Annotated in this window: 9 protein-coding genes and 4 pseudogenes; 11 read left to right on the top strand and 2 right to left on the bottom strand. The window is 39.5% G+C overall.

Going from position 1 to position 14,636, the window contains the following annotated elements; translation table 11 throughout:
* Positions 1-15 precede the first annotated feature (15 nt).
* From NYR89_RS06125 to tehA, 7 genes and pseudogenes are all read left to right on the top strand, one after another.
* A pseudogene (locus NYR89_RS06125) lies at positions 16-2,681 on the top strand (PqiB family protein).
* Positions 2,682-2,736: 55 nt separating this feature from the next.
* Entirely contained in the window at positions 2,737-3,246 is a 510-nt protein-coding gene (gene luxS, locus NYR89_RS06130; protein ID WP_039196056.1) for an S-ribosylhomocysteine lyase, read from the top strand.
* A gap of 104 nt (positions 3,247-3,350) precedes the next feature.
* Positions 3,351-5,194 (top strand): annotated as a pseudogene (locus NYR89_RS06135) (ABC transporter ATP-binding protein).
* Between the two features lie 70 nt (positions 5,195-5,264).
* A complete protein-coding gene (locus NYR89_RS06140) occupies positions 5,265-5,828 on the top strand; it encodes a flavin reductase family protein (protein WP_279445137.1) in 564 nt (187 codons plus the stop codon).
* A gap of 46 nt (positions 5,829-5,874) precedes the next feature.
* The gene (locus NYR89_RS06145; RefSeq protein ID WP_279445138.1) at positions 5,875-6,549 is read left to right on the top strand and encodes a UPF0149 family protein; all 675 of its coding nucleotides are present in this window, start codon (positions 5,875-5,877) and stop codon (positions 6,547-6,549) included.
* A 155-nt stretch (positions 6,550-6,704) separates the two neighbouring features.
* Positions 6,705-7,354 (top strand): annotated as a pseudogene (gene hxpB, locus NYR89_RS06150) (hexitol phosphatase HxpB).
* A gap of 98 nt (positions 7,355-7,452) precedes the next feature.
* Positions 7,453-8,403 (top strand): dicarboxylate transporter/tellurite-resistance protein TehA, encoded by a 951-nt coding sequence (gene tehA / locus NYR89_RS06155; protein ID WP_279445140.1) that lies wholly within the window; start codon positions 7,453-7,455, stop codon positions 8,401-8,403.
* 203 nt (positions 8,404-8,606) lie between these two features.
* On the opposite strand, the gene NYR89_RS06160 is transcribed toward tehA, so the two are convergent.
* Complete coding sequence (locus tag NYR89_RS06160; protein WP_279445141.1) at positions 8,607-9,449, bottom strand: DUF72 domain-containing protein; 843 nt, start codon at positions 9,447-9,449, stop codon at positions 8,607-8,609.
* Positions 9,443-10,153, bottom strand: a complete 711-nt coding sequence (locus tag NYR89_RS06165) for a GNAT family N-acetyltransferase (RefSeq protein WP_279445142.1) — start codon at positions 10,151-10,153, stop codon at positions 9,443-9,445. The genes NYR89_RS06160 and NYR89_RS06165 overlap by 7 nt, the downstream gene beginning before the upstream one ends.
* 298 nt (positions 10,154-10,451) lie before the next feature.
* Here NYR89_RS06165 and NYR89_RS06170 point away from each other — a divergent pair.
* The 4 genes and pseudogenes from NYR89_RS06170 to NYR89_RS06185 all read left to right on the top strand — a co-directional run bounded on the left by NYR89_RS06170 (position 10,452) and on the right by NYR89_RS06185 (position 14,587).
* Positions 10,452-12,480 (top strand): annotated as a pseudogene (locus tag NYR89_RS06170) (BCCT family transporter).
* Between the two features lie 152 nt (positions 12,481-12,632).
* On the top strand, positions 12,633-13,751 hold the full coding sequence (locus tag NYR89_RS06175) for an S-(hydroxymethyl)glutathione dehydrogenase/class III alcohol dehydrogenase (protein WP_279445143.1): 1,119 nt from the start codon (positions 12,633-12,635) through the stop codon (positions 13,749-13,751).
* Between the two features lie 149 nt (positions 13,752-13,900).
* Positions 13,901-14,158, top strand: a complete 258-nt coding sequence (locus NYR89_RS06180) for a type II toxin-antitoxin system Phd/YefM family antitoxin (protein ID WP_005598164.1) — start codon at positions 13,901-13,903, stop codon at positions 14,156-14,158.
* A gap of 9 nt (positions 14,159-14,167) precedes the next feature.
* A complete protein-coding gene (locus NYR89_RS06185) occupies positions 14,168-14,587 on the top strand; it encodes a type II toxin-antitoxin system VapC family toxin (protein WP_279445144.1) in 420 nt (139 codons plus the stop codon).
* Positions 14,588-14,636 lie beyond the last annotated feature (49 nt).

Consider the following 14,636-nt stretch of genomic DNA (forward strand, 5'->3'; position numbering starts at 1 on the left):
AGAGATCCTAGTTTAATGACAGATAAAATTTCACAACCTGTAGAGGCAAAAGTCCGACAGCCTAGAAAAATTTCGCCTTTTTGGCTATTGCCAATCGTTGCTTTTATTATTGGCGTATTGTTGTTTTTCCAGATTCTTAAAGAACAGGGAGAACATATTACTATTCGTTTTAATGAGGGTGATGGAATTACCGCCGGTAAAACGGTAATCCGCTATCAAGGGCCGCAAATTGGGCAAGTTAAGAAAGTTTATTTCGTAGAAGATTTAAAAAAGGTTGAAGTCCAAGCGGAGATTAATCCCGAAGCTAAGTCCGTATTACGAGAACAGACAAAATTTTGGTTAGTTAAACCAAGTGCTTCTATTGCCGGCGTTTCAGGGCTAGATGCACTAGTTTCCGGTAACTATATTACGCTATTACCGGGAGAAGGTAATAGTAGTAAGGAATTTATTGCAGAGGAAGAACCACCGGCAGTCACGGTGGCGGATGGTGATTTATTGGTGCGTTTAGTTTCAGATGATTTAGGATCTATTACAGTGGGGGCAAGTGTCTATTTCCGTAAAGTACCGGTAGGTAGTATTGCGGATTACCGTTTTACTGCCGATCAAAAGAAAGTGGAAATTGATGTTGTTATTGATAAAAAATATGCCAATTTAGTCAAGCAAGATAGTCATTTTTGGAATATTAGTGGTATTAATGCCAATATTGGTTTATCCGGCGTATCTGTTAATGTGGATAGCATTGCTTCGGTCGTGCAAGGTGCGGTTGCGTTCGATTCTCCGGACAATTCTCAGCTTGCGGATCAAGGGCAAAAATTCACACTATATGAAAGTTTAAAATCGGCACAACGAGGCAAAGAAATTAATGTCGTTGTTCCGATTATGCCGAACTTAAAAGTAAATGAAACCCCGGTTTTTTATCAAAATATACAAATTGGAGTGCTTTCCAGCTTAGCCTTATCTATGCCTTCTGATGAAAAAGAGGCTAAACTAGAGGGAAAACCATTAGATAAAGGAATGGTCCACGGTACATTGCTGATTGATCCGAATCATGTTCATTTATTTAAAAGCGAAACGAAGATTTTACTGAAAGAACCTAAATTTGCATTAAATAAGGAACAGATCAGCAAAGTTGGTGAGTTATTACGTGGTATTTATTTTGATATTGATGCCGGTAAAGGCGAGCTGAAACTGGATTTTGAAGTGCAAAAAGAAGCGGATTATTTGCTTTCTCGTCCGAATTTATTAGCATTAACTTTTACTGCTCCGCAATCATATAGTGTTGATCAAGGACAGGGAATTTACTATAACGACGTACAAATCGGTGAATTGCTGAAACGTACTTTAACTTTGGAAGGCGTGACTTTCCAAGGGATTATTTATTCGCCATATCGCCATTTGGTTGCCGGTAATAGTAAATTTGTGGCGATTTCAAATTTAGACGTATCGGTAGGTTTAGATGGAATGCGAGTACAAGCCGGATCTCCTAGCGATTGGTTAAAAGGTGGTATTCGTTTGCTAGAAACTAAGCCACAAGGCGATGTGAAAAAACAATATCCGCTTTATAAGGATATTGAAAGTGCTGAGACCGGTATTATTGATGATCATAAAAAGACCACTTTAACCTTATCAGCGAATGATTTGTCCGGTATTGATAAAGGTTCTGTGGTGCTTTATCGAAATTTCCAAATCGGTGAAGTGCTGAAAGTGCATCCGCAAAAAAGTAAGTTTGATGTCGATTTATTTATTGAACCGGCATATCGTCATTTACTGAGTGATAAAAGCCGTTTTTGGATTGAGCCGGCTGTTTCTGCCGAGCTTTCTATGCAAGGCTTGAATGTACAAGCCGCACCACTTATGCGTACTTTAAAAGGGGCAATCAGTTTTGATAATGGCGGTACTAAAGGTGACAAAACCTTATATGCCAGCCAAGCCAAAGCGACTTCAGGTAATACTCGTATTACCTTAATTGCGAAAGATGCTTCCAAACTGTCGAAAGGGATGGACATCAAATATATGGGCTTAACCATTGGTCAGATTGAATCGCTTGAACTGCAAAATGCAAAGAAACAGATAAAAGCGACCGCTTACATTGATAGCCAGTATTATGCTTTAGTGGCGAAGGAAGGCAGTCGATTTAGTGCGATCTCACCGGAAATTACTACCAGTGGTGTGAAAAATATTGATGCAACGTTACAAAATTATATTAATGTGGATGTAGGTAATGGCAATCGCAAAACGCAATTTAGTTTAAGCGATACTGATACCACTAAAACTATTTATGCAAATGGTTTCCCAGTAATTGTTGAAACCAGTGATGCTCGTGGCATTGAGGTAGATGCACCCGTGCTTTACCGAGGGATGCAAGTGGGGATCGTGAAACGCCTAAACTTAAGTGAATTAGGTGACAGAGTGATGATTCACTTGAGTATTGAAAGTAAGTATCAACATTTAGTGCGTAACAATACTGAATTTTGGGTGCTTCCGGCTATACCATGGATATTAGCCTACAAGGGGTAAGCATGAACTCCGGAACGATGTCGCAGTTATTAAAAGGCGGTATTGAGTTCTCTACTCCATCAGGTAGGGTAGTACAGCCGCAAGCGAAGCCGAATCGCCATTTCTTATTACAACGTAAGATTCCGCAAGAAGCCCCTGAATGGGATCAGGGAATTGCAGAATAATTTCAGAATATGGGGTAATGACCGTTACCCCCATTAATTTAAATTGGAGTAAAAAATGCCTTTATTAGATAGTTTTAAAGTTGATCACACTCGTATGAACGCACCGGCGGTGCGTGTAGCGAAAACGATGACAACCCCGAAGGGCGATACAATTACCGTATTTGATTTACGTTTTTGCCGTCCGAATATTGATATTTTACCGGTACGTGGCATTCACACGATGGAACACTTATTTGCCGGCTTTATGCGTGATCATTTAAATAGCGAAAATGTGGAAATTATTGATATTTCGCCGATGGGTTGCCGTACCGGTTTCTATATGTCGTTAATTGGTACGCCAAGTGAAGCGGAAGTTGTTTCGGCATGGACTAAATCAATGGAAGATGCGTTACATAAAGTGCCGGATGTGTCAAAAATTCCGGAATTAAACGAATATCAATGCGGCTCTTACAAAGAGCATTCGCTTGAAGAAGCGCATCAAATTGCTCGTGATGTGTTAGCCAAAGGTATTGGCGTAAATCGTAACGAGGATTTAGCGCTTGATGAGAAATTATTAAATCCATAGTCATTCAAAAAGGCGTAATTTTTATTACGTCTTTTTCTTCTGCAAAATATATTCTAATTTTGACAGACGCACATTGCGTCTTTTAGTTTTTTCAGGAAAGTAAGATGTTAAACAAAATTTTCAGCTGGTTTGAGGCGAGAATCGAAACCTATCCGGAAGAAGCGCCTAAAACACCGAAAGCCGGGATTATTCCGTTTATTTTTGAAGCGACCAAAGGTATGCGAGGCTATTTAGTTATGCTGACCGTGTTAGTCGGCGCTGTCGGGATTATCGAAGCGGTATTGTTTCAGTTTATGGGCGAATTGGTTGACTGGGTAGCACAATATTCTCCGGCGCAACTTTGGGCGGAGAAAAGCGGTAGTATTATTGCGATGTTTTGCATCGCTTTGTTAGGGATTTTATTTGTTTTTTTAGCGAGTAGCATCCGCTTTCAATCGTTACAAGGCGTATTCCCAATGCGTTTGCGTTGGAATTTTCACCGCTTAATGCTCGGTCAGAGTATGGGCTTTTATCAAGACGAATTTGCCGGACGAGTTTCAGCAAAAGTGATGCAAACCGCTTTAGCTGTTCGTGATGTGATTATGACCTGTGCCGATATGTTGGTTTACGTTGTGGTTTACCTAACCACTTCTAGTGTGATCTTATTGCAGTTTGACGGTTGGTTATTTGTGCCGTTTATTCTATGGGTGATTGCCTTAGCGGTGACGATCCGCATTTTCGTTCCAAAACTAGCGGAAGCGGCACAAGAACAGTCAGATGCACGTAGTTTAATGACTGGCCGTATTACCGATGCTTATTCAAATATCGCCACAGTAAAATTATTTTCTCACGGCAACCGTGAATCGGCTTATGCGAAAGAATCAATGCAAGAATTTATGGTTACTGTGCATAAACAAATGCGTTTAGTCACTATCATCGAAACCCTTACCAATGCGATGAGTATTGGCTTAATTGTCGCAACTGCCGGTATCGGTTTATGGCTATGGGGTACTGAATTGGTTACTGCCGGTGCGATTGCCACTTCAACTGCATTAGCGTTACGTATCAAAGGCTTATCGCAATGGATTATGTGGGAATTTGCTCGTTTATTTGAAAACTTAGGTACGGTACAAGATGGTATGCAAACCTTATCAAAACCGCATACGGTAGTAGATAAAGCGGATGCAAAACCGCTAGAAGTCAGCAAAGGCGAAATTAAATTTGAACACGTTAATTTTGCCTATGACCCGAAAAAACCGTTGCTTAAAGATTTTGAATTAACCATTAAAGCTGGTGAAAAAGTCGGTTTAGTCGGACGTAGTGGTGCAGGTAAGTCTACGCTCACTAATTTATTGCTACGTTTTTACGATATTCAAGACGGCTCGATTACGATTGACGGACAAAATGTACGTGATATTACCCAAGAGAGCCTCCGCTCACAAATCGGTTTAGTCACGCAAGATACTTCGTTATTACATCGTTCAGTACGTGAAAACTTACTTTACGGTCGCCCGAATGCCACTGAAGCAGAAATGTTACAAGCGGTTGAGAAAGCGTGCAGCAGGAATTTATTCCGAATCTACAAGATGCGAAAGGCAGAACTGGTTTTGATGCACACGTAGGTGAGCGAGGCGTAAAACTCTCCGGCGGTCAGCGTCAGCGTATTGCGATTGCGAGGGTAATGTTAAAAGATGCACCGATTCTATTATTGGACGAAGCAACCAGTGCATTGGATTCAGAAGTGGAAGCAGCAATTCAAGAAAACTTAACCGAGTTAATGGACGGAAAAACGGTAGTGGCGATTGCTCACCGTCTTTCAACCATTATGGCAATGGATAGACTGATTGTGTTAGATAAAGGTGAAATTGTTGAGCAAGGCGACCACGAGGAATTACTGGCACAAAACGGTGTTTATGCCAAACTTTGGACGCATCAAAGCGGTGGTTTCTTAGCTGAAGATATTCATTAATAGCAAGCGGTTGGATTTGTAGAAAATTTTATAAATCTGACCGCTTCAACACTATTCAATAGGAGAAAAAATGGCGATTGTTTCTGTTCCGGTTGAAAAATCATATCGTTTACTCAATATCGGCCCGACAACTTTGGTTTCGGCAAAAGCGGACAATATTGAAAATGTCATGGCGGTGGCTTGGTCTTGTGCCTTGGATTACGGTCCACTTTCTAAAGTGACGACAGTGTTAGATAAGCAGGCGTTTACGCGTGGATTAGTGGAGAAAAGCGGTTTATTTGCGATTCAAATTCCGGTGGCAAATCAGGCGGAATTAGTGCTGAAACTGGGTTCAACTTCACGCCATACAGATCCACATAAGTTAGATAATGTTGGGATTTTTTATCAGGACGGTTTTGATATTCCGTTGGTAAAAGGTTGTGCTGGTTGGATTTTATGTGAATTGATCCGCAATCAAGAGAATCAGCAAAATCACGATCTTTTTATTGGAAAAGTATTAGCCGCTTATGCCGATGATCGTGTGTTTAAAGATAACCATTGGATTTTTGACCAAGCGGAAAATGACTTACGCACGTTACATTATGTTGCCGGTGGACAGTTCTACCTGATCGGTGAAAGTTTAGAAGTGAAGTAAGGCTTGAATTTGACGAGTAATTTAAATTTTATCAGTAGGAGAGATAATGAGCGATAAATTAGTCGCACCTTTAACCAGTGAAGAATTTGAGCAACTTGATGATTTGCTATTTTTGTATGCTAATAAAGGCGATGAAGATGCGATTTTATTAAATGTGTCGGAATTAGATGGTTTTTTAACTGCAATTTTATCCTCAATAAATGTGCCGGCAATGAGCGATTGGCTCCCGATTTTGTTTAATAATGATGTGCCGGATTTGGAAGATAAGCGTTCTAAACAATTTATTGAGTTAGTTTCTCGTCACTATAATTCATTAGCACAAACATTGCTGAATGATCGAAAGGAATATCATCCGATCTTTTGGGAAGAGCGGATTGGTCGCCGTAAATTGGTGGTGGTATCGCCGTGGTGTGGTGGTTATGTTGTCGGTACAATGGTGGCAAATTGGCAGAATCTTCCAGTAGATATTCAATCGCATTTTGATTTGATTGAACAGCACGCCAAATCAAGCTATGTGGAACAAATGCCTCCATTGGAAGAACAACGTAAAATTGAAAAAGCGATTCGTCATGCGGCATTAGCGATTTTTGAACAGGTTAATCAATCTGCTCCGCTATTAGAGAAGCCTCAACCTTATGTGAATCAGCATAAAGTTGGTGTAAATGAGACTTGCCCGTGTGGAAGCGGTAAAAAATACAAAAAATGTTGTATGAATAAATAATTACGCGACCGTATCTTGTTATGTAAGATACGGCTATTTTTATAAAAATCTAACCGCTTTTTGATCATAGCTAAGAGATGCAGAATAATTGCTATAACCTGATAGTTTAGATCCCATACAATATTGATTCGCTATCGTTACAGTAAGGAGAAGAGATGAAAAAGGCATTTATTTTCGATATGGACGGTGTATTGATTGATTCTGAACCGTTATGGCAACAAACGGAGTTAGAACTTCTACATGGTTACGGTATTCCTATTACCGAGCAAGAATTAGCTCGTACTCGTGGTATGCCATCCATACCCGTATTACGTTATGCAAGTGAATTGTACCAAAAGCCGTTAGAGATAGAAAAAGTGGCCCAAGAACTGTTAGATGCGACAATTAGCAATATTTTAAAGGCGAAACCACTCATCAGCGGTGTCACGGAAACCTTAGAATTACTTGCACAGAATGATCTTAAAATTGCCATTGCTTCTGCCTCACCTCGTTATATGTTGGAAAATATTGTGCAAAGTTGTGGTATTGCAGATTATTTTAGCTATATCGCCTCCGGTGCAGAACTGCCATATAGTAAACCGCATCCGGCAGTTTATCTACAAGCAACAGAAGGTTTAGGCATTAAGCCTTTTGAATGTGTTGGTATTGAAGATTCTAAACCCGGTATGATCTCGGTGAAGCGGCTTCAATGAGCTGTATTGTGATTCCTAATACATTAGATTTCTCTGAAAATTACTGGGCATTGGCTGATTTTAAATTGGCAAAAATGAATGAAATCAATCAGCAATTTTTAGCAAAGCTTTAATTTATTTTATGGTCGTAAGCGGTCGTAAATCTTGCAAAATTTACGACCGCTTGTGTATTTATCAGATTAAAAAATAGAGAAATTAAACAGGAATTATAATGACTAAAACGGTTTTTCCTATTCCGGTAAATTATCTGGGAATGGTTCTTGGTCTTGCTGGGATAGGTTTAGCATGGCGTTATGCGACAACTATTTTAGCGATTTCTCACCTTATCGGAGAGTCGATTTTAGCAATCGCAACCTTGATTTGGGCAAGTTTGATTAGCGTTTATTGCTATAAATGGCTGAAGTATCCCGAGTTAGCCAAGGCTGAATTAGCTCACCCGATTATGGGTTGTTTTGTCAGTTTAACAATGATTACGTCATTACTTATCGCAATTGCAATTCAGCCATATAGTCCATTAAGTAGCTATATTTTATTAGTCGCCGGAATTATTGGTCAGATAGGTTTTGCGATGTTACGTATCGGTAAGCTATGGAAAGGTAATCATCCGACTGAAGCCACAACGCCAGTGCTTTATTTACCGCTGGTGGCGCTGAATTTTGTCAGTGCAAATGCGTTAGAAATGGCAGGACAAAGTGAGTTGGGTATGATTTTTCTCGGTGCAGGCGTATTTTCTTGGCTTTGCTTAGAACCAGCGGTACAGCAACGTTTACGTAATTTAGAATCGGTTCCACCGGCAGTTCGACCGGTGTTGGGTATTCAATTTGCACCGGCTTTTGTCTGTCGCTCAGCATACTTTAGTTTAAACGGTGGCAAAATAGACAGCTTTGTTTATTTGCTTATTGGATATGGGCTTTTGCAGTTCTTACTATTAGCCAAATTACTACCGTGGATTATGCAAAACGGTTTATCTATGGGGCTTTGGTCTTTCTCGTTCGGTTCCGCCTCAATGGCAGGTGTTGGACTCCATTTCTACCACGAACTGTCTGATAAACTGATAGCAATGCTTGGCATTGCAATGTTTATTATTGGTTCAGTAATTATTTTGGCGTTAGCTTTAATGACCCTATACCTCATTGCGACAAACCGGTTTTTACTCAAATAGAATCAGATATAGGCATGTTACAAGTAGTTAGATTTGTATAAAAATTTGTAATACGACAATAAATAAAATGGCTAGGATAGTTATCGCTAGCCATTTTTTTATGTCATCATTTATGTTAGATTAGCCTTTTTATAGTTTGTTTATCTGTCTGTAAGCGGTTGAATTAGCAAAGAAATTGGCAAATTTGACCGCTATTCTTTTCATTAAAATAATGCTCCTTGCTCCCCTACTACTTTATCGATTTCAGTCTTTACCTCAAAATTTAGCTCGCTTAAATAGCTTTTTAAGGTGGCAATATTATAGAACGAATAGCTATTCGTTGTATTCTGAAAGTAAAGATAGAGCTGTTCAAATGAATCTCTGTGCTGAGAAAGTAGATTTGCCAATTGTTGTAATTCCTGATCGGAATAGCGGTAATCATGTCGTTGTTGAGCGGTTTCCGCTTTCCACCAATCCGGGTTGCGTCCATGTAAACGCAAATAGGCAATTTTTTGATTACTATAAAAATGGAACGGTGGTAGACCGATATTTGTCGGGTAATCAACATTACACCAAATTAAATTTGGTTGTTTGGCAAAGGCTTGTTTTACTGTCGTGATATGCCAACTACTGTGTCGAAATTCAACCGCAAGCGGAAAACCGTTAAACCATTTGGTCAGTTGTGCCAAATATAAACGATTGGCGGTGGTACGTTCAAAGGTATGCGGAAATTGCACGAATAGATTTGCCAAGCAATTTTGTTCGATTAACGGCTGTAATACATTAAGAAATAAATTTGCTTGTGATTCGGTGGCAATACGTTGATGGCTAAAATCTTGATGCAATTTTACTGAGAATTTTAACCGCTTTTCCGCTTTCTCAACCATACCTTGCAATGCTTTTTCGCCGATAGGCGCATGAAAAGTACTATTAATCTCAACTGTGTCATAATGGCGACTATAGATATTTAGAAAGTCAGTTTTTGGTGTGCCGTGTGGATAAAGTGTGCCGAGAAGATCGGTATCACTATATCCGCCCGTACCGAGATAAATTTTCGGCATTAACATTTCCCTAAAGCTAAAATTTGTTGTCTGTTTTCATCGAAATTATTCGGTTCTAACCATTTTTCCAATCTTTGTTTATTTGCTTGCCATTCACAATCAAGTAACGAAAACCAAGCGGTATCACGACTGCGTTGTTTATAGACGACTAATTGGCGGAATGTACCTTCGTGACGAAAGCCCAAACGTTCGGCACAGCGATAAGACGGTTGATTGAGCGAATCGCATTTCCATTCATAACGGCGATATTGAAGCGTTTCAAACACATATTGCATGACTAAAAATTGTGCTTCCGTTGCGATTCGGCTACGTTGTAGCTGTTCGGAATAGATCACCCAACCCATTTCAATTACTCGATTTTGTCTATCAACACGCATTAAAGCGAAGGTGCCGAGTAATTTGTCTGTTTGTTTATCGAAAATGGCTAAATAATAAGGATCCTGCGATTGAACTATATCAGAGAGGTATGAGTATAACGTTTGTTTATTTGAGAAGGGTTCAATCGGAAGATAAGTCCAGTATTGTAGAGGGCTTTCGCTACCATAAAGTTGCCAGAGGTCTTCAAGATATTGAGGATTTTTCAGTATTTCCGTATCCAATTTTTTGACAACAGCATATTGTCCGCTTAATTGTTTAATTTGTGGAGATTGCCCCTCAGTAAAGTGATCCATCGCTTCGCCAATCGGTTGTTTAAATGTGTTATATCTCATTGGTTACCTCTCTTAAAAGTTAAGTAGGATGATTCTAAAACTAAATCATTCGCTTTACAAAAAGTTTTAGGAATTTAACCTCTATTTAAAGGGATCAAAAGTCAATAAATTTAATCTAAAATGCTAAAAATTTGCATAAAACTAATATTTTATGCTAAGGTTTATTGGTTTTAATCAATGTGAACAATCCTTGTTCGTCAATTAAAGGTATCTGTGCCTTTTCTTTCGGTTTCGTTCGGACCTTCTTTTAATCTATTATTGGACATTATTTTATTTTTATATCTACAAAGGAGTATTTATGAACTTCACGGCATTTTTACGTGATAAATCATCATTTAATCCGTTTGTAACGAGTATCACTTTATGTATTGTTATTTTACTTGTTGCGTGTACTTTACTTTTGCCTAGTCAGACACAATCTGCACTAGATTTCTTGAAAGCATCTATTTTTCAACATTTCAGCTGGTTTTATATTTTAGTCGGTTCGCTCTTTCTGTTTTTTTTGATTTTTGTATCCATCAGTAGCTACGGCAATATCAAATTAGGGGCAAATGAAGAAGAACCGGAATTTCACTTTATGTCTTGGATGGCAATGCTTTTTGTCGCCGGTATGGGGGTCGGATTAATGTTCTTCGGTGTTGCCGAACCGCTTTCTCATTATGTTTCGGAAATTAGCTCTGGTACGACTGAACAGCAAACACAACAAGCCTTATTACATACGGTGTTTCACTGGGGAATGCACGCTTGGGCAATTTACGGTGTCATTGCTTTGGCTCTCGCTTATTTTAGCTTTCGTTATAAATTACCGTTAGCGTTACGTTCTTGTTTTTATCCGCTATTAAAAGATCGTATTAACGGACGATTAGGTGATGTGATTGACATTATGGCATTGGTTGCTACGCTGTTTGGTATCATTACTACACTTGGCTTCGGTGCTTGCCCAGCTCGGTTCAGGATTAGTCGCATTAGGCTGGTTAAGTGAAAGCAGTTTTGGTTTACAAATTGGCGTAATTATCACCGTTATGGCTCTTGCGATTCTGTCAGCAATTTCAGGTGTAGGAAAAGGCGTAAAAATTTTAAGTGAAACCAATTTGGGGTTAGCCGGATTCTTATTATTATTTGTATTAATTAGCGGTCCGACATTGTATTTATTATCGGCTTTTAGTGAGAATATCGGTACTTATTTTAGCCAGTTAGTTAAACTGAGTTTTAAGACTTATGCTTATGAGAGTAAGCAAACGGGATGGTTTAATGCTTGGACGATCCTTTATTGGGCTTGGTGGTGTTCATGGGCACCATTTGTCGGATTGTTTATTGCTCGAATCTCTCGTGGTAGAACAATTCGTGAATTTGTATTCGGAGTATTAGCACTTCCGAGTTTATTCGGGATTTTATGGTTTACCGTGTTTGGTAATAGTGCGATTTGGTTGGATAACAATGCGGCACAAGGGATCTTGTCTCGGTTAATTTCTACACCGGAAACCTTGCTGTTTAAATTCCTTGAGTATTTACCGTTCTCAAGTTTAACCAGTTTTATTGCATTAGTTAGTATTGCTCTGTTTTTTATTACCTCCGCAGACTCGGGAATTTATGTGCTGAACAATATTGCTTCTCGTGATAAGAGTTTAGCTTCGCCTCGTTGGCAAGCCATTATGTGGGGCATATTAATGGCGGTGGTTGCTATTACTTTACTAGGCTCCGGCGGCTTAGCAACCTTACAAACAATGACATTAATTACCGCATTACCTTTTGCTATTTTAATGGTAATCGTATGTGTAAGTTTAATGAAAGCCTTAGCGGTAGATAAAAAATATTTCGAGGCGAAATTTAATCCGACCACGGTATTATGGTCAGGCGAGAATTGGAAAACTCGTCTAAATCAGATGTTAAATCAAACTGAAGATAAAGACATTTTAAAATTCTTAAAACATACTGCATTACCGGCAATGCGAGAATTACGTCGAGAACTAATTGCGGAATATGAGCTGAATGTGGACGTGATTACTAAATTCGATGACGCTGAGCCAGCTGTTGAGTTTGTGATTCATACCGAGTCGTTACAAGATTTTATGTATGGTATTCGTTCGGTCAACCATCAAGTTTCCGAGCAGTTAATCAATGATGAACATTTACCGCATATCCAAAATGAAACGACTTACGAACCGTTAAGTTATTTCTTTGATGGTCGTAACGGCTATGATGTGCAATATATGACGCATAATGAAATCATTGCTGATATTCTAAAACACTACGAACGTTATCTCAGTTTGTTACGAGATGTCGGACAAGAATTGATGTCGCATGAACCGACAGAATTAGCTGAGTAGAGCAAGTCCGTAAGCGGTTAAATTTTCTATTTTTTAGCAAATTTAGACATCACTTATCGTTATAATGCTTATAAGAAAAGATGATTATATTTTATATCTTAAAATAGGCTAAAATAGAAAAATAGGCTTTTTAAGATAATAGGAAAGTAATAATGGAATTTATCAAAACTCGTGCGGCGGTCGCTTGGGCGCCGAATGAACCGTTAAAAATTGAAGAATTGGATTTAATGCCACCACAAAAAGGCGAAGTGTTAGTTCGTTTAGTGGCAACCGGTGTGTGTCATACCGATGCTTATACCCTTTCCGGTCAAGATAGCGAAGGCGTGTTCCCGTGCGTACTTGGTCACGAAGGTGCGGGTATTGTGGAAGCAGTCGGTGAAGGTGTCACCGATTTTAAAGTGGGTGATCATGTTATCCCGCTTTACACTGCAGAATGTCGTAAATGTAAATTCTGTTTATCAGGCAAAACCAACCTTTGTTCGGCAGTGCGTGAAACCCAAGGTAAAGGTTTAATGCCGGACGGTACAGTACGTTTCTTTAAAGACGGTCAGCCGATTTTCCATTATATGGGGACTTCAACCTTCTCCGAATATACAGTAGTTTCCGAATACTCATTAGCAAAAATTCAAGAAAACGCACCGCTTGATGAAGTGTGCTTACTTGGTCATGCTGTCACCACCGGTATCGGTGCGGTAACCCGTACGGCAAAAGTGAAAAAAGGCGATACGGTTGCAATTTTCGGCTTAGGTGGTATCGGCTTAGCGGCAATTATCGGTGCAAGAATGGCGGGTGCAGGTCGTATCATTGCGATCGACATTAATCCGGCTAAATTTGAGAAAGCGAAAGAACTTGGTGCAACAGATTGTATCAACCCGAAAGATTACGATAAACCAATCCAAAATGTGATTATCGAGATGACTGATGGTGGTGTAGATTTCTCATTTGAATGTGTAGGTAACGTTGATTTAATGCGTTCAGCATTAGAATGTTGCCACAAAGGTTGGGGTGAAAGTATCATCATCGGTGTCGCACCGGCAGGTGCGGAAATCCGTACTCGTCCGTTCCAATTAGTGACAGGTCGTGTATGGCGTGGTTCGGCATTCGGCGGCGTGAAAGGACGTACCGAATTACCGGGCATTATCGACCAATTTATGAAAGGCGAATTTAAATTGCGTGATTTCATCACTCACACTATGCCATTGGAAGACATCAACAAAGCCTTTGATTTAATGCACGAAGGTAAATCAATCCGCACGGTGATTCATTTTTAATTTCATTAAATAAGGGGCGTAAGCCCCTTTTGTTTTTCCTATCGAATTTCTTCTCTTAAAATCTTCCTACCATTTTTTAACAGGCTTGCGAATGTATATAAAATAGACTATCATTTTTGTAGCAACTTAGCTACAAAAGGAGAAATAATATGAAAATTATAACCAGTCGTGAATTTAATCAAAACCTTGGCAAAGCTCAAAAGGCGGCTCTTACCGCCCCTGTAATTATCACCAACCGAGGCGAACCGGCGTTTGTGTTGATGAACTATACTGAATATGAACGCCAAACGGCTCCTGTATTCAGAAGTGCATTAGAAGCCTTAACACCAAGCGATCCAAATGTGGCGGATATAGAACTTGAATTGCAACCTCGTAGTCGTGGACAACGCCGTCCAGTAGAGTTCTAGGAGGAACTAATGTATTTACTGGATACAAATTTAATTAGCGAAACCCGTAAGATTGAAAAAGGAAAGGCTAATCAAGGTGTGGTTGCGTGGCTTGCGACTATTCCAGCATTTCAAATTTATACTAATGCAGTTGTCTTAATGGAACTTGAGCGAGGCATCTTAGCGATGGAACGTAAAGATCCCATACAAGGAACAACACTAAGAAATTGGTTTGAAAATGATATTAAAACCACTTTTAGAGGCAAAATCCTTACCATTGATGAAGAAACCGCTCGCATTTGTGCCAAATTGCATATTCCCGATCATGCTCCTGAAAATGATGCGTGGATTGCGGCGACTGCAATTCAACACAATCTGATTTTAGTCACTCGCAATGTGGCGGATTTTGCAAAAACCGGTGTGCGAGTGTTTAATCCGTTCCAAGAGTAATCACATTCTCATCAGCAAAATAGGCAGAAACTCTGCCTATTTTTATCTT

Origin of the sequence: Actinobacillus arthritidis (assembly GCF_029774155.1) — a bacterium.
In the GTDB taxonomy this organism is placed as follows: domain Bacteria; phylum Pseudomonadota; class Gammaproteobacteria; order Enterobacterales; family Pasteurellaceae; genus Actinobacillus; species Actinobacillus arthritidis.

What these genes read in the sequence shown, in the direction of transcription:
- NYR89_RS06160 (WP_279445141.1), bottom strand. Translation starts at nt 9,449, where the DNA reads ATGTTAATGCCGAAAATTTATCTCGGTACGGGCGGATATAGTGATACC.
- luxS (WP_039196056.1), top strand. Translation starts at nt 2,737, where the DNA reads ATGCCTTTATTAGATAGTTTTAAAGTTGATCACACTCGTATGAACGCA.
- NYR89_RS06185 (WP_279445144.1), top strand. Translation starts at nt 14,168, where the DNA reads ATGTATTTACTGGATACAAATTTAATTAGCGAAACCCGTAAGATTGAA.
- NYR89_RS06165 (WP_279445142.1), bottom strand. Translation starts at nt 10,153, where the DNA reads ATGAGATATAACACATTTAAACAACCGATTGGCGAAGCGATGGATCAC.
- NYR89_RS06145 (WP_279445138.1), top strand. Translation starts at nt 5,875, where the DNA reads ATGAGCGATAAATTAGTCGCACCTTTAACCAGTGAAGAATTTGAGCAA.
- NYR89_RS06180 (WP_005598164.1), top strand. Translation starts at nt 13,901, where the DNA reads ATGAAAATTATAACCAGTCGTGAATTTAATCAAAACCTTGGCAAAGCT.
- NYR89_RS06175 (WP_279445143.1), top strand. Translation starts at nt 12,633, where the DNA reads ATGGAATTTATCAAAACTCGTGCGGCGGTCGCTTGGGCGCCGAATGAA.
- tehA (WP_279445140.1), top strand. Translation starts at nt 7,453, where the DNA reads ATGACTAAAACGGTTTTTCCTATTCCGGTAAATTATCTGGGAATGGTT.
- NYR89_RS06140 (WP_279445137.1), top strand. Translation starts at nt 5,265, where the DNA reads ATGGCGATTGTTTCTGTTCCGGTTGAAAAATCATATCGTTTACTCAAT.